Source organism: Micromonospora sp. NPDC047738 (genome assembly GCF_040642675.1).
Taxonomy (GTDB): Bacteria; Actinomycetota; Actinomycetes; order Mycobacteriales; family Micromonosporaceae; genus Micromonospora.
The window spans coordinates 117,786-132,340 of sequence record NZ_JBEYSO010000009.1 but is presented as its reverse complement, the minus strand read 5'-3'; the positions used below and the strand labels follow the sequence as shown (position 1 = coordinate 132,340).

General features: G+C 74.3%; 16 protein-coding genes. 8 read left to right on the top strand and 8 right to left on the bottom strand.

Annotated features, from left to right (window positions below):
- Window positions 1-105 precede the first annotated feature (105 nt).
- Window positions 106-1,395, bottom strand: a complete 1,290-nt coding sequence (locus ABZ783_RS17145; protein ID WP_357438864.1) for a low temperature requirement protein A — start codon at window positions 1,393-1,395, stop codon at window positions 106-108.
- Between the two features lie 301 nt (window positions 1,396-1,696).
- Here ABZ783_RS17145 and lnt point away from each other — a divergent pair, with 301 nt between their 5' ends.
- From lnt to ABZ783_RS17130, 3 genes are read left to right on the top strand one after another with little or no spacing between them, the layout of a single operon-like run.
- Window positions 1,697-3,232, top strand: coding sequence for an apolipoprotein N-acyltransferase (gene lnt / locus ABZ783_RS17140; RefSeq protein ID WP_357439261.1), 1,536 nt, complete (start codon window positions 1,697-1,699; stop codon window positions 3,230-3,232).
- A 22-nt stretch (window positions 3,233-3,254) separates the two neighbouring features.
- Complete coding sequence (locus ABZ783_RS17135) at window positions 3,255-4,049, top strand: polyprenol monophosphomannose synthase (RefSeq protein ID WP_357438861.1); 795 nt, start codon at window positions 3,255-3,257, stop codon at window positions 4,047-4,049.
- Window positions 4,050-4,103: 54 nt separating this feature from the next.
- Window positions 4,104-4,625 carry an FxsA family protein gene (locus ABZ783_RS17130; RefSeq protein WP_357438858.1) on the top strand — a complete coding sequence of 174 codons (522 nt, stop codon included), beginning with the start codon at window positions 4,104-4,106 and terminating at the stop codon, window positions 4,623-4,625.
- 63 nt (window positions 4,626-4,688) lie between these two features.
- Here the strand turns inward: ABZ783_RS17130 and ABZ783_RS17125 are convergent, their stop codons facing one another.
- On the bottom strand, window positions 4,689-5,030 hold the full coding sequence (locus ABZ783_RS17125) for an RNA polymerase-binding protein RbpA (RefSeq protein WP_046564157.1): 342 nt from the start codon (window positions 5,028-5,030) through the stop codon (window positions 4,689-4,691).
- A gap of 223 nt (window positions 5,031-5,253) precedes the next feature.
- Between ABZ783_RS17125 and ABZ783_RS17120 the strand changes: the two genes are divergently transcribed.
- Window positions 5,254-6,735: a peptide MFS transporter gene (locus ABZ783_RS17120; protein ID WP_357438855.1), complete on the top strand. Its 1,482-nt coding sequence runs from the start codon at window positions 5,254-5,256 to the stop codon at window positions 6,733-6,735.
- 11 nt (window positions 6,736-6,746) lie between these two features.
- Here ABZ783_RS17120 and ABZ783_RS17115 read toward each other — a convergent pair whose 3' ends face one another.
- From ABZ783_RS17115 to ABZ783_RS17105, 3 genes are read right to left on the bottom strand one after another with little or no spacing between them, the layout of a single operon-like run.
- Complete coding sequence (locus tag ABZ783_RS17115) at window positions 6,747-7,337, bottom strand: pyridoxamine 5'-phosphate oxidase family protein (RefSeq protein WP_357438852.1); 591 nt, start codon at window positions 7,335-7,337, stop codon at window positions 6,747-6,749.
- A gap of 54 nt (window positions 7,338-7,391) precedes the next feature.
- Window positions 7,392-8,030, bottom strand: coding sequence for a hypothetical protein (locus ABZ783_RS17110; protein WP_357438849.1), 639 nt, complete (start codon window positions 8,028-8,030; stop codon window positions 7,392-7,394).
- A gap of 14 nt (window positions 8,031-8,044) precedes the next feature.
- A complete protein-coding gene (locus ABZ783_RS17105; protein ID WP_357438846.1) occupies window positions 8,045-9,163 on the bottom strand; it encodes a hypothetical protein in 1,119 nt (372 codons plus the stop codon).
- Window positions 9,164-9,232: 69 nt separating this feature from the next.
- Here ABZ783_RS17105 and ABZ783_RS17100 point away from each other — a divergent pair, with 69 nt between their 5' ends.
- Window positions 9,233-9,742 carry an NUDIX domain-containing protein gene (locus tag ABZ783_RS17100; protein WP_357438843.1) on the top strand — a complete coding sequence of 170 codons (510 nt, stop codon included), beginning with the start codon at window positions 9,233-9,235 and terminating at the stop codon, window positions 9,740-9,742.
- Window positions 9,743-9,766: 24 nt separating this feature from the next.
- On the opposite strand, the gene ABZ783_RS17095 is transcribed toward ABZ783_RS17100, so the two are convergent.
- Window positions 9,767-10,417 carry a LysE family translocator gene (locus tag ABZ783_RS17095; RefSeq protein WP_073833036.1) on the bottom strand — a complete coding sequence of 217 codons (651 nt, stop codon included), beginning with the start codon at window positions 10,415-10,417 and terminating at the stop codon, window positions 9,767-9,769.
- A 227-nt stretch (window positions 10,418-10,644) separates the two neighbouring features.
- Here ABZ783_RS17095 and ABZ783_RS17090 point away from each other — a divergent pair, with 227 nt between their 5' ends.
- Window positions 10,645-11,193, top strand: a complete 549-nt coding sequence (locus ABZ783_RS17090) for a GNAT family N-acetyltransferase (RefSeq protein WP_357438840.1) — start codon at window positions 10,645-10,647, stop codon at window positions 11,191-11,193.
- 94 nt (window positions 11,194-11,287) lie between these two features.
- Window positions 11,288-11,776, top strand: coding sequence for a DUF1992 domain-containing protein (locus tag ABZ783_RS17085; RefSeq protein WP_357438838.1), 489 nt, complete (start codon window positions 11,288-11,290; stop codon window positions 11,774-11,776).
- Window positions 11,777-11,783: 7 nt separating this feature from the next.
- Here ABZ783_RS17085 and ABZ783_RS17080 read toward each other — a convergent pair whose 3' ends face one another.
- Together ABZ783_RS17080 and ABZ783_RS17075 are read right to left on the bottom strand one after the other, a co-directional pair.
- Window positions 11,784-12,350, bottom strand: coding sequence for a maleylpyruvate isomerase N-terminal domain-containing protein (locus ABZ783_RS17080; RefSeq protein WP_357439259.1), 567 nt, complete (start codon window positions 12,348-12,350; stop codon window positions 11,784-11,786).
- Between the two features lie 34 nt (window positions 12,351-12,384).
- Window positions 12,385-13,587 (bottom strand): erythromycin esterase family protein, encoded by a 1,203-nt coding sequence (locus ABZ783_RS17075; protein WP_357438835.1) that lies wholly within the window; start codon window positions 13,585-13,587, stop codon window positions 12,385-12,387.
- A gap of 58 nt (window positions 13,588-13,645) precedes the next feature.
- Between ABZ783_RS17075 and ABZ783_RS17070 the strand changes: the two genes are divergently transcribed.
- The gene (locus tag ABZ783_RS17070; RefSeq protein WP_357438832.1) at window positions 13,646-14,413 is read left to right on the top strand and encodes a TioE family transcriptional regulator; all 768 of its coding nucleotides are present in this window, start codon (window positions 13,646-13,648) and stop codon (window positions 14,411-14,413) included.
- The last annotated feature ends 142 nt before the right edge of the window (window positions 14,414-14,555 follow it).

Below are 14,555 nucleotides of genomic sequence, written 5' to 3'. Positions count from 1 at the left end.
CGGTCGGTCCGAAGGTCGGCGCCGCTCATTCTCGCCCCACCGGCCGGGAAGGGCCTGGGAGCATCGGGGCGCGGCGCGAGCCGCGCCCCGATTTTCGTTGCGCCGTCACAGGTGGCGGCGGCGCCACTCGGACTGTTCCTGCTCGGTGGCGATCTGCTCCTGCAGCGCGACCTGCCGGACGTGGCGGCGCAGCGGGTCGCTGGTGCGCAGCCCGGCCAGCACCAGCGCGACGCAGGCCGCGGCGAGCACTGCCAGGCCGGCGACCGCCGGCAGGCGGCCCGCGGGCAGCAGCACGACGGCCAGCGCCACCACCGTCACGGTCGGCAGCAGCCGTACCCGGTGGCTGGCCCGCACCCACAGCGCCAGCAGGCCCACGATGTAGATGATCACGCCGGCGAACAGCACTCGGTTGTCCAGGCCGACCGCCCGCACCCGCCACGGGTCGACATGCGGGTCGGCGATCACGGCGAGGTAGCGTTTCAGGCCGAGGGCGAACAGGATGATCCCGACGACCAACGGCAGATGCAGATACGCGTAGACGTCCCGGGCGAAGGTCGCCCGTTCGTCGACGTCGCGGGTGCGGTGCAGCTTCTGTTCCAGGGCCGGCGCCAGGGTGTCGAAGTACATCCACCACAGCGCCGCGATGGTGGTGACGCCGAACACCGACGCCACGATCACCGCCCAGCTCAGCGGGAGGCCGACGGCCGGTTTGGGGCCCAGCCCCAGCGAGATGATCGACTCGCCGAGCGCGATGAGCAGGATCAGCGCGTACCGCTCCGCCCAGTGGGCGGCGGAAACCACTGCCAGGCCGACGCTGCGGACCTGGCCCCCGGCGGTGAACTCGATGACCACGGCGGCCGCCCACAGCGCCACCCGCAGCCAGGTCGGCCCGACCCCCGGCTGTTGCGGCAGCGCCCCGGCGACCACGATGAGCGTCACGCTGGCCAGCAGCGGCAGGCCGAAGCGCAGCGCCGCGTGGCCCGGGGCGTCGGCGCGGGTCAGCACCACCAGCACCTGCACCGCCCGGATGATCAGGTAGCAGGCGGCGAAGACGAGCGGGCCGGGTGGCCCACCGGGACGGCTGGTGAACGCCTGCGGCAGGCTCAGGTTGAGCACGAACAGGGCGACCACCGTCACCACACCGATCAGCGGCAGCACCCCCTGGTCGGTGCGGACCACGTTGCCGAGGGCGGCGAACGAGACCCAGCACCACCACAGCAGGGCCAGCACCACGAGCCCGGCGAGCAGCGTGCGCACGCTCAGGCTCGCCGCCAGCAGGACGGTGACGTTGAGGAACGACAGCACGAACACCAGGTCGTAGAACAACTCCAGGCGGGTGACGCCGGACCCCGGCGCGGCGGGCAGGATGCGACCCCGCCATCGGCCTGCGCTCATGCTGCCGAGTCTGGCAGCGCCGGCCGCCGCCGCGCGCCAAAGCCGCCGAACCCGGACGCGCGGCGGCCGGCCGGGCCGCCGTGCGCTGCCACCTCGACCTGGCCACCACTGCGCTGCCGTGTTTCACCCACGACGCCCCGGATCCTGCCTGGGCTGGCCCCGTTCACCGGGGCACGGGCCGGCGGCCGGGCCGGGCGGGTAGCCTTCGGCGCGTGATCGTGGTGAGGTGCCGGTGACGACGCTGGACCGGGAAGAGGTGCGTGCCCCGCAGGGGGCACACGAGGCGGCGGGGCCGCGTCCGCTGCCGCTGCGGGTGGCCGCGCCGCTGGCCGTCGCGGCCGGGCTGGCCCTGCTGGTGGCGTTCCCCCCGTACGGGGTGTGGCCGCTGGCGCCGGTCGGGGTGGCGCTGCTCGCGGCGGCGGCGCACCGGCGGCGGCTGCGTGCCGGTGCGGGGCTGGGTTTCCTCACCGGGCTGGCGCTGTTCGCGCCGCTGCTGGAGTGGACGAACCTGCACACCGGCGTCCTGCCGTGGATCCTGCTGTCCCTGCTGCAGGCCGGCTACCTGGCGCTGCTCGGCGCGGCCACCGCCTGGGTGTCCCCGCTGGTCGACCGGCACCGGGCGGCGTGGCCGCTGCTGACCGGGGTGCTGTGGGTGGGGCAGGAGGCGCTGCGGGACCGCACCCCGTTCGGCGGGTTCCCGTGGGGGCGGCTGGCGTTCAGCCAGGACACCTCCCCGCTGCTGCGGCTGGCCGCCCTCGGCGGCGCCCCGCTGGTCACCTGCGCCGTCGCGCTGGCCGGCGGGCTGCTGGTCACCGCCGCCTGGCGGGACTGGCGCCGGCCCGCCGGGCACTGGCGGCCCGTGGCGGGGCTCGCCGCCGCCCTGGCGGCTCTGCTGGCCGCCGGGTCGGCCGTCCCGGTCGGGGTGCGCGGGGGTGGCGACACCGTCACCGTCGCCATCGTGCAGGGCAACGTGCCCCGCCTCGGGCTGGACTTCAACGCCCAGCGGCAGGCTGTGCTCAACAACCACGTCGACGCGACCCTGCGACTGGCGCAGCAGGTCACCGCCGGTACGCAACGCCGCCCCGACCTGGTGGTGTGGCCGGAGAACTCCAGCGACATCGACCCGCTGCGCAACCCGGACGCCGCGGACCGCATCTCCCAGGCCGCCGACGCGATCGGCGCGCCGATCCTGATCGGTGCGGTGCTGCTCGGCCCCGACGCCGGGCAGGTCCGCAACGCCGGCCTGGTGTGGCGGCCCGGCACCGGTCCCGACCTCTGGCAGCTGTACGTCAAGCGGCATCCGGTGCCGTTCGCCGAGTACGTGCCGCTACGCAAGATCGCCCGGATGGTCAGCGATCAGGTCGACCGGGTCCGCGCCGACTTCGTGCCCGGCGCCGCCCCCGGCGTGCTCAACGCCGGGGCGGTCACCCTCGGCGACGTGATCTGCTTCGAGGTCGCCTACGACGGCCTTGTCCGGGACACCGTCACCGGCGGCGGGCAGCTGCTGGTGGTGCAGACCAACAACGCCACCTTCGACGAGGCGGAGGCCCGCCAGCAGTTGGCCATGGTGCGGCTTCGTGCCGTCGAGCACGGCCGTGCGGCGTTGATGGCCTCCACGGTCGGCGTGTCCGGGTTCGTTTCCCCCGACGGGCGGGTAGACGGGGCCACCGGGTTCAACACCGCGGCGGTGGTGGTCCGGCAGTTGCAGCTCGGGCACGGGCGTACCACGGCCACCCGGGCGGGGGTGTGGCCGGAGGTGGCTCTCGCGGCGCTGGCCGTGGCGGCGCTGGCCGGCGCGGCGGTGCTGCGCCGGCGGCGGGAGGTCACCCCCGGGTAGGACGAGGGAAGGGCGGTACGAGGTGGGCGTGGCAGCCGGGAAACGGACGGCCGGCCATCCCGGGGTGGGCCGGGTGCTGGTGGTCATCCCCACCTACAACGAGGCCGACAACGTCCGGACGATCGTCGCGCGGGTCCGCGAGGCCGCGCCGGCGGTGGACATCCTCGTCGCCGACGACAACAGCCCCGACGGCACCGGCGCGATCGCCGACAGGCTGTCCCGTTCCGACCCGCACGTGTACGTGCTGCACCGGCAGGGCAAGGACGGCCTCGGCGCGGCCTACCTGGCCGGTTTCGCCTGGGCCCGGCAGCGCGGCTACGACGCCGTGGTGGAGATGGACGCCGACGGCTCGCACGCCCCGGAGGACCTGCCGGCGCTGCTGGCCGCGGCCCGCGACGCCGACGTGGTGATCGGCTCCCGGTGGACCCGCGGCGCGCGGGTGCTGAACTGGCCGCTGCGGCGGCTGCTGCTGTCCCGCTGCGCCAACCTGTACACGCGGCTGGCGTTGGGCATGCCGGTCTCCGACGCCACCGGCGGCTACCGGGTGTACCGGACGACCGCGCTGGACGCCATCGACCTGGACTCGGTGTGCTCGCAGGGGTACGCGTTCCAGGTCGAGCTGTCCCGGCTGGCCCACCGGGCCGGGGTGCGGATCGTGGAGGTGCCGATCACGTTCGTCGAGCGGGAGCACGGCGACAGCAAGATGAGCCCGCTGATCATGGCGGAGGCGTTGTGGCGGATCACCAGCTGGGGGCTGCGGGACCGGCGTCCGTCGGTGCGTCGGGGCGCCCCCGCCGAGTTGGCGCGGTGGCCGTGAGCGCGGGCGTGTCATGCTGGAGGGGCGTGATGACACCCTGGCTTGTGAGGTGAGATGCGCCGAGGACTGAGGTACGTGCCGCCGGCCCTGCTGCTGCTCGCGGTGCTGGAGCTGACCGTGTTCGTCCTGGTGGGGCGGGGCGTCGGGTTCGGGGCGGCGTTGCTGCTGGTGTTCGCGGCGTCTCTGCTCGGCCTGGTGCTGCTGCGCCGGGAGGGGGTTCGGGCCTGGCGGGGTTTCCGGGCGGCTGTGGAGTCCGGGCAGCCGCCGGGGCGGCAGGTCACCGACGGGCTGGTGGGTCTGCTGGGGGCGTTGCTGCTGGCGTTGCCCGGCCTGCTCAGCGGCGCGGTGGGGCTGCTGTTGCTGGTGCCGCCGGTGCGGCGGCTGGCCCGGGTCGGGGTGCAACGTCTCGCCGAGGGCCGGGTGTCGTCGATGGTCGCCGGTGACCTGTTCGGGCCGCGCCGGGTCCGGGTGTACCGGGGCGCGCCGCAGCCACCGCCGGCCCCGCAGCAGCAGCCGCCGGTTGTCGAGCCGGGCCGGCCGATCGAGGGGGAGATCATCGAGCCGGGCCGGCCGTGACCGCCCAGACGTGACGAAGCGCCCCCGGGGTGATCCCCGGGGGCGCTTCGGTCGTTGGTGCGCTCAGGCGCGGCCGCGGCGGGTGCGGACCTCCTGGAGCCGCTCGGCGAGGATGTCCTCCAGTTCGGCGATGGAGCGCCGCTCGAGCAGCATGTCCCAGTGGGTACGCGGCGGCTTGGCCTTCTTCTGCTCCGGCTCGCTGCCGTCGACCAGCCGGGCGACGCTGCCGTCGAACTTGCACTCCCAGGTCGTCGGGACCTCGGCGTCGACGGCGAACGGCACCTCGAACTGGTGTCCCTTGGCGCAGAGGTACTCGCGGGTCTGGCGCGGCGCGAGCTCCGTGTTGCGGTCGGATTCGTAGCTGACCGCGCCCAGGCGGCTTCCGCGCAGCATGCGCTCGCCCATGATCGGCTTCCCCTCGTTCGTGGTGCTGGTCTTCTCGGTGTAACGGTCCCTGCCCGCCCGGCCATTCCCGCCCACGCGGAACCGGCCCGCATCGGTCGGGACCCTGCAAGGGTAGCCGGCCATGACAGGTGCCCGGCGGGGTCGTCCCCGGCCGGGTCGAATGGGTGGAGTGATTTGGCTGTCATTGGGGATGTTAGCCGCCGCAGGTGTGCGGGAGGTGACGATGACCAGTGACGCGCCGATAGACGCCCGACCGCCCGGGGGAAGGACGTTTTTCGGCCACCCCCGGGCGCTGTCGACGCTGTTCCTCACCGAGATGTGGGAGCGGTTCAGCTTCTACGGCATGCGGGCGATCCTGGTGCTGTACCTGACCGCGGCCGTCGCCGACGACGGCCTGGCCATCCCGGAAACCACCGCCAACGCCGTGTACGGCACCTACAACGCGATGGTCTACCTGATGGCGCTGCCCGGCGGTTGGGTCGCCGACCGGCTGCTCGGCGCCCGGCGCAGCGTGCTGTGGGGCGGCATCGTCATCGCCGCAGGCCACTACGTGATGGCGGTGCCGGCAAGGTGGAGCGTGTTCGCCGGCATGACCCTGATCGTGCTCGGCACGGGCCTGCTCAAACCGAACATCTCCACCATGGTCGGCGACCTGTACGACCGGGACTCCCCGCGCCGCGACGCCGGCTTCTCCATCTTCTACATGGGCATCAACCTGGGTGGGTTCATCGCGCCGCTGGTGACCGGTTTCCTCGGCGAGAAGATCAACTGGCATTTGGGGTTCGGTGCCGCCGCGATCGGGATGACCTTCGGTGTCCTGCAGTACGTGCTGGGCCGGCGGAACCTGGGGGAGGCCGGCGCGCGGCCGGTCGACCCGCTGCTCGGGGCCGACCGGCGGCGGACGCTGACCCGCATCGGCGTGGTCGTCGTGGTGGCGCTGGCGGTGCTGGCCGCACTCGCCGTGACCGGACTGTTCACCGTCAACACCGTGGTGAACCTGCTCACCGTGCTCACCGTGCTGGTGGCCATCGGCTACTTCGCCCGGATCCTCACCGACCGGGAGATCAGCCGGACCGAGCGCAGCCGGATGAAGGCGTACCTGTGGCTGTTCGTGTTCGCGGCCGCGTTCTGGCTGATCTACGACCAGGCCGGGTCGGTGCTGAACATCTTCGCCGCCGACAAGACCGACCGGTCCGTGCTCGGCTTCACGTTCCCGGCGTCCTGGCTGCAGTCGGTGAACCCGATCCTGATCATCATCGGGGCGCCGCTGGCTGCCTGGCTGTGGCTGAAGCTGGGGCACCGGGTGTCCACGCCGATGAAGTTCGCCGTCGGGCTGGTCCTCAACGGCCTGTCGTTCGTGCTGATGGCCGCCGCCGCCCGGGCCGCCGTCGGTGGCGAGCTGGTGTCGCCGTGGTGGCTGGTGGCCGTGTACGCCATCCAGGTCGCCGGTGAGCTGTCGCTGAGCCCGGTGGGCCTGTCCGCCACCACGAAGCTGGCCCCGGTCAAGTACGCCAGCCAGATGATGGGGCTGTGGTTCCTCGCCACGGCCGTGGGTGACGCGATCGGTGGCCAGGTGGCCCGGCTGGCGGGGACCTGGTCGGAGTCGACGTATTTCCTCACCTTCGGGCTCGCGTCGGTGGTGCTGGGGGTGAGCGCGGTGATGTTCACCCGGCACATCCGGCACCTGATGGCCGGGATCCACTGACGTGCGGGGGGTCAGGGTGCCGGGGTGGGTGGCAGCGGCAGCGGCAGGCCGGGCAGTCCGTCGATGCTGGTGGCGATGTGCGGCTTGCCGGCGAAGTAGGCGCTCAGGGACGCGTCGTCCTCCCGGGCGAACCGCCGGCCGTGCAGGTCGCGGTCCGCGTCGTAGGTCATCAGCGGGACCGCGTACCCGCAGGTGTCGCGGATCAGGTCGGCGCGGACCACGATGATCGCCCGCAGCCCGTGCACGCTGGCGTCGATGTCGGGGAAGTGGCGCAGCAGGTCCGCCCAGCGGGGATCGTCGCGGAACACCGGCTCGCCGCGTCCGTGCACCCGCACGATGTTCGGCGGGCCGGTGAACGCGCACCACATCAGCGTGATGCGGCCGTTCTCCCGCAGGTGGGCGATGGTCTCCGCGTTGCTGCCGGCGAAGTCGAGGTAGGCGACCGTGTGCTCGTCGAGCACGGCGAGGCAGCCGCGCAGGCCCTTCGGGGACAGGTTGACGGTGCCGTCGCCGGCCAGGGGGGCGGTGGCGGTGAAGAACATCGGCTGCGCCTCGATGAAGGTGCGCAGCCGACCGTCGATGCGCTCGTACGTCTTTCCCACACCCGCATCATCGCCGTCGCCGGGCTGTCGGCGCCGCCCCGTCCCAGCCCGTGATCAGGCGGACAGCCGCTCCCGCAGCCAGTCGGACAGGCCGGTCAGGGCGGGCGGGGCGATCTGGTGGCCGACCGGGTCGCGTCGGGCGGTGGCGGCCGCGCCGGACTCGCCGCGCAGGTACGCCCAGGTGCGGTCGAGCAGCTCGCGGGGGATGACGGTGTCGTGCTCGCCCTGGGCCACGAACACGGGCACCCCGGCCAGCCGGCCGGGCGTGGTGGGCACCCCGGCGTCGAACGGCAGGGTGCCGTGGAGGATCGCGGCGCCGGCGTACCGGGTCGGGTCGTCGAGCAGCAGGCCACCGGCGAACGCGGCGCCGCCGCTGAAACCGACCAGCGCCACCGGCCGGCCGGCGGGGGCCACCTCGTCGAGCCAGCCGCGGAACCAGCCCATGGCGGCGCGCAGCGACGCGGCGACCGGGCGGCCGACGCCCCGGTTGGCGAACCAGGCGTAGCCGCCGCCCTCGGCGATCGGCGCGCGGACCGCCGCGTACGCCGGGCCGGCGGGCAGGTGGCCGGCCAGGGAGAGGATCTCCTGCTCGTGGCTGCCGCGGCCGTGCAGCAGCACGACCAGCGGGGCCGCCGGGTCGGGGTTGCCGGCGGTGGCCGTCACCGGCGGCGGGAACGCCATGTGGTTGTGCATTCAACCAAAATACGTCAGGTGTCGCGGGCGCCGAGCCTCGCCAGGGCGCTAGCCAGGTCGCTGACCTGGTCGGCGAGCTGGGCGGCCCGCCGCTGCGCCGCGTCGCGGTCGGTCTCGGCGGCGCGCAGCCGTACCGTCAGCTCGGCCAGCCGAGCTTCGGCGGCGCCGGCGGCCTCCCGCGCGGCCGCCAGGTCCGCGGCGAGGGCGTCCCGCTCGTCGGCGCGGGCCGCCGCCTCCTGCCGCGCCGACTCGGCCGCCGCTACCGCCTCCGCCCGGGCGGCCTCGGCCTGCTGCGCGGCGGTCCGCGCCTGCTGCTCGCCCCGCCGCGCCTCGGCGGTCTCCGTGCCGGCCCGCTCGGCTGCCGCCCGGGCCGTCTCGGCGTCGACCCGGGACCGGTCCGCCTCGGCGGCCAGCCGCTCGGCGCGTGCCACCGCCTCCCCGGCCGAACGGGTGGCCCGCTCGGCGTCACCGCGGGCGGCGTCCCGCTCGGCGGTCAGGTCGGTGACCCGCCGCCGCTGGCCGTCGAGCTCGGTGCGCGTGGTGCGCAGCTCGTGGCGGGCGGCGTCGCGGTCCCGTTCGGCCTGCACCCGCAGCGCCTGCGCGGCGCTGGCCTGCCCGCGCGCCTCGTCCCGGGCCGCCTCGGCGTGCCGCGCCCCCGCCACGGCCTGGGCGGCCTCCGCCTCGGCCTGGTCGGCCCGCTGCCGGGCCGTGTCCCGTTCGGTGGCCGCCGTCTGGGCGTCCTGTCGGGCGCGGGCGGCGGCCGCGGCAGTGTCCTCGGCGTCGCGGCGGGCGTCGTCGCGTTCGGTGTGCGCGGCCGCGACCTGGGTGGCCGCCTCGGCACGGACCAGGGCGACCTGCCGCTCCACCCCGGCCGGGGACAGCTCGGCGTGCAGCGCCTCGGTGAGGCTCTCGACGATCTGGTCGAGCCGGTCCACCGCCTCCCAGGTGCGGGCCACCTGCCCGGGCAGGCCGGGAGCGTTGCGGTGGCGCATCCGGGAGTTTCGGGAAGCCCGCTGGCAGGCGCCGTCGTTGTCCCGGCAGTAGCGGAACGGGCGGCCGGCGCCGGCACGCTGCGGCACCTCCCGTCCACAGTGCGCGCAGGGGCGGGTGTCGGGGGTGGGGTGGGCGTCCATCGGGGCGAAGTGTAGTGACCGGTCCGGGCGGCCCGGCGGGCCGCGCCGGCGGCGGGTAGGTTGCCGGGCATGCCTGTCTCGCCGTACGTCGCGCGGCTGCGCCAGCACATCGGACACGACCTGCTCATGCTCTACGGGGTCAGCGCGGTGGTGACCGACGACGCCGGGCGGCTGCTGCTGGCCCGCCGCGGCGACAACGGCCGCTGGTCGCTGCCCGCCGGGATGGTCGACCCGGGTGAGCAGCCGGCCGAGGCGCTGCTGCGCGAGGTGTACGAGGAGACCGGTGTGCGGGTGGCGATCGACCGGATCGGCGGGGTGGCCACCCATCCGGTGCGCTACCCGAACGGCGACACCTGCGAGTACCTCAACGTGTGGTTCCGCTGCCGGGCGGTCGGCGGCGCCGCCACCGCCGACGGCGACGAGTCCGTCGCGGTCGGCTGGTTCGACCGGACCGACCTGCCGGAGCTGGACGACTGGAGCCTGCTGCGCATCGACACGGCGCTGCGCGAACAGGCGCGGGCCTGGTACGCCGCGCCGGGTGAGCGGCATCCGGGGCTCACCGGACCCGACAACCTCTGACCGTGCGGCGGCCGCGCGTGCCGGTCAGGGGGTGGCGACGGCGGCGCGGGACCGGTCCGCGGCGATGCGGACCGCGAGCCCGGCCAGCACGCTGCCCATCACGTACCGCTGCGCCCGCTCCCAGGCCGGCCGGCGGGTCAGGAACGACGACACCGTGCCGGCGGTGAGCACGATCAGCCCGTTGACCGTCAGCGCGATGCTGATCTGGGTCAGCCCCAGCAGCAGGCTCTGCACCGCCACGTGGCCGCGCGCCGGGTCGATGAACTGGGGCAGCAGCGACACGTACAGGATGGCGATCTTCGGGTTCAGCAGGTTGGTGACCAGGCCCATGGTGAACAGCCGCCGGGGGCGGTCCGGCGGCAGCGCCGTGGGCGTGAACGCCGACCGGCCGCCCGGGCGCAGCGTCCGCCAGGCCAGCCACAGCAGGTACGCCGCCCCGGCCAGCTTCACCGCCACGTACAGCGGCGGCACCAGCACGAACACCGTGGCGATCCCGGCGACCGCCGCGACCAGGTAGACCAGGAAGCCGGCGGCCACCCCGAGCAGCGAGATCAGCCCGGCCCGCCGGCCCTGGGCGACCGACCGGGACACCAGGTAGACCATGTTCGGGCCGGGCGTGAGCACCAGGCCCAACGCCACCAGGCCGATACCCACCAACGCTCCGGTAGTGACCATGACGCCCCCGTTCCGGTGAATCTGCCGATCACCCTACGCCTGGGCCGTCGCGCCCGGATCCGGTGGACACTGGCCGTCCCACCCGACGGGCGGGCGCAGCCGGGCTGCGTGACGTGGCTACGGAACCGGCGGCGGTCGGCGCACACCCCTTACGTCCGGCGGCTCAGGCGCCCAGGAGGCGATCGACCCGCTTCCGGCGGGCGGCACCGAGGCGCGAGAATGCGGGCATGTCCATGGTCCTGCGCGCCGACGCCACGGCCACCGCCCCCGCACTCGTGCTCCGACCGTGGCGCGCCGGCGACGCCGAGGCCCTGCTGGCGGCGTACCGGGACCCGGTGCTGCGCAGCTGGACCCGGTTTCCGGTCACCACCGCCGCGGACGCCCGGACGTTCCTGCGCCGGGCCCGCCAGGGCTGGGCGGCCGGCCGCCGGTTCAGCTTCGCCGTGCTGGAGCCGGAGCCGGACGGGGAGCGGCTGGTGGCGAACGTGGTGCTCAAGGAGATCACCCCCGGCCGCCCGTACGCCGAGGTCGGCTACTGGACCGCGGCGCCGGCCCGCGGTCGCGGGGTCGCGCCCCGCGCGGTCACCGCGGTGAGCGACTGGGCCTTCGCCCGCTTCGCCGCCGGCGGGCTGACCCACCTCGAGTTGCTGCACCAGGTGGACAACCTGGCCTCCTGCCGGGTGGCGGAGAAGAGCGGGTACGCCTTCCAGGAGGTGCTGCCCGCCCGGCCCCCGTTCCCCCGTGACGGGCACCGGCACGTGCGCTGGCACCGCTGACCCTGCTGGAGGCCGGGTGGGAATGGTCCGCCACCGCCTCGGCGCTGACCTCGCGGGGGAGCGGCGGCTACGGTGGGAGCGGGAGGTGACGGCGGTGACAACCAGCTGGGATGCGGCGGTCGAGGCGCAGATCCGCTCGGCCCAGGAGCGCGGCGAGTTCGACAACCTGCCCGGCGCCGGCAAGCCGATCCCCGGGCGGGGCCTGCCCTACGACGAGTCGTGGTGGATCAAGAGCTTCCTGGAGCGCGAGCGGATTCCGGGCGACCTGCTGCTGCCCACCCCGTTGCAGCTGCGCCGCCGGGTGGAGCGGCTGCCCGGCGAGGTGCGGGACCTGCCGACCGAGGAGTCGGTGCGGGCGGCGGTCACCGCCCTGAACCGGGAGATCGTGGACTTCCTGCGCGCGCCGAGCGGACCCCGGGTGGTGGTCCGCCCCGTCAACGTCGAGGAGACCGTCCGGGTCTGGCGGGAGGAACGCGCACGGGCCACCGCCGAGCGGATCGCGGCCGCCGCGACGGCGGACAGCGCCGGCGTCCCGGTCCGCGGGCAGCGCCGACGTTGGCGGCTGCCCTGGCGCCGCCGCTGACCCTGCCTCAGCCGAGTGCGGCCCGCCAGGTCCACGCGGTACGCCGCGGCCGGTCGCCGAGCCGTGCCCGGCCGGTCATCCAGAGCAGCACCGCGACAGGATCGCCGTTCGGCGCGTCCGGGAACAGCCGGCCCAGCACCCCGGCGCACAGCTGTGGTGGCGCCGACCAGTCCAGCCCGAGGCCGCCGGTGATGTCCCGGGTGTGCAGCAGGGTCTCGGCGACGCCCATCGCCGCGAAGCCGCCCGGATCGCACGGCCCCCAGTGCCAGGCGCGGCTGTCGGGGGCGGCGGTGTCGACGGCGGCGGCGAGCAGCCCGGCGCTCGCGGCGATCACGGTCAGCAGGTCGGCCGGGGTCGCGTCGGCGCGTACCCGCAGGTCGAGGGGGAGGTAGCCGTCGGCCGGCAGGCCGGTCAGCTGCGCCGCGTAGGCGAGCAGGTCGTGGGCGACGTGCGCCGCGGTCGTCCAGCAGGTCCACTCCAGGTCTGCTGCCGGCACGGTCCAGTCGCGGTCCACGGCGGGCCGCAGCACCCGGGTCATCTCGGCGGCGGCGCGGTGGACGTCCGCCGCGGTCATCCCCGTCATGTGTCCTGTGGGCACCACGGTGATCCTAGTTCCGCGGGGCGTCCTTGACGAACACGATCCCGTCGCTGCTGGCCAGGTGGGCCGGGTCCAGCGGGGCGTAACCGAACCAGGGGGACACCCGGGCAGCGGGCGTCACGTCGCCGAGGGCGTCGGCCAGTCGGCGGGCGTCGACGACGTATCGGTCCTGCGGTAGCGCGTACAGGAGCCCTTCGATGGTGTCCGGGGGTGGGGTCTGCACACCGTGGTGGCGGATCGTGCCGAGGGCCGTGGCCAGGACGGCGTACCCCTCACCCAGTTGGACGCTGACGATCGCGCCGGCGCTCCACCACTGCACCGGTCCCTGCCACATCTGCATCGTGCTCTTGTCCCGCTGCAGATGTGCGTTGTGGGCGTTCACCAGCGTCGGACCCCGCTCGGCGAGGGCGAGCAGGTTGGCGGCCATCATCGAATCCCGCACGCCGAGCAGCCATGCCATGCGCCTCGGCGCCGGGTCGGCCATCCAGAAGTGGTAGCGCAGCAGGCCGGTGGCGGTGCGCCCGTACAAGCGGGCCCGGTCCCAGTCGTCGGGTGAGGACGCCGCGATCAGGTGGGGCGTCTGCGCGTCGAGCAGGGCTACCAGGTCGTCGGCGAGCAGTCGCAGCTGGGTGGCCTCGGGCGTCTGCCCCACGGACTGGGACGGGTCCATCATGGCGGCGGGATTGGTCCACCGGTCGTCGGGGCCGAGCAGGCGGTCGAGCGTTTCCGCGGTGCAGGGGAGCAGGTCGGCGTCCACCCGGGCGGTGAGGTAGGAGTGGAGTGCGGTGAGGGCCTGGCGGGGGCTCGCGGCGCCGGTGATCTCCAGCGGGCCGTCGAAACCGGCGAAGCGCACCTGCTCGGAGGCGGGCCGGCCGTCGTTGTACGCGCGCATCCAGCGCACCAGCTCGCGGTTGGCCGCGAATTCGCCCCACTCGTGGCTGAAGCCGCGCTGCATGACCTCGTCGAGGGTGCCCGTGCCGGACGTGACGTAGTCGTCCACGACCAGGCCCATCATGCAGTCGCTCTCGATCGCGATTGTCCGGTAGCCCTCCTGCTCGACGAGTTGCCGGAAGAGATCGTTGCGCACCTCGAGCAGTACGTCCTCGCCGTGGGTGGGCTCACCCAGGGCAAGCAGCCGCGGCCGGGCCGGGAGCAGTCCCATGACGGTCGCGGCGTCAACGGCGTGGGCGGTGTCTGTGATGCCAGCAGTCATGCTGTCAACGGTATCGTTGAACCAACGGTTGAAACTTCTCCGCGATATTGGCAGGACAGTGAGGCGAAACCTTCAAGACGGAGGCCGGCTGAGGCCGATTGACCTGGCGCGCGGGCACGGCCTGTCCACGCAGGCGATCAGGAACTACGAGGCGGCGGGCATCCTGCCGGGCGCGGAACGCACCCCGCACGGCTACCGCACCTACACACGGCTGCACGCGAACGCCCTGCAGGCGTTCCTCGCCCTCGTACCGGGACACGGCCACCAGACGGCCACGTCGATCATGCAGGCGGTCAACCGGGACGCGACCGAGGACGCGCTTCGGCTCATCGACGAGAGCCATGCCCAGCTGCTCGACGACCGCCGCACTCTCCGGGCCGTCGAAGCCGCGCTGCACGACCTCAGTCCCGTACCGCCGGAACGCGGCGACACGTTCGTCGGCCCCCTGTCGAGAAGGCTCGGCATCCGCCCGGCCACCCTGCGCAAATGGGAACGCGCCGGCCTGGTCCAGCCGCGCCGCGACCCGCGGACCGGCTACCGGGTCTACCGCGCGGCCGACGTACGCGACGCCCTGCTGGCCCACCAGCTCAGACGAGGCGGCTACCTGCTGGAGCAGATCGCCCCGCTGATCGCCCAGGTCCGCTCCGCCGGAGGCGTCGCACCCCTGGAGTCGATGCTGCGTGACTGGCGCGCCCGCCTCTCGGCCCGTAGCCGCGCCATGCTCACCGGCGCCGCCGCACTGGATGCCTACCTCGGCTGCCGACCGGTCGGAGGCAGGCCGAATGCCGCACCCGCAGCGCCGGGCCCCCTGCGGCCGGCCGGATGATCCGTCGTGTCTCCGGTCCCACGCCCGCTGCTGTTAGAGTGGTGGCGGCGTTGATCGTTTGTTGAGGAGACCAGACATGGTGGTGGACGACGACATCTCCGGGTGATACCCGGACCCGACAGGCCACCGGCCCGGCGCGTGG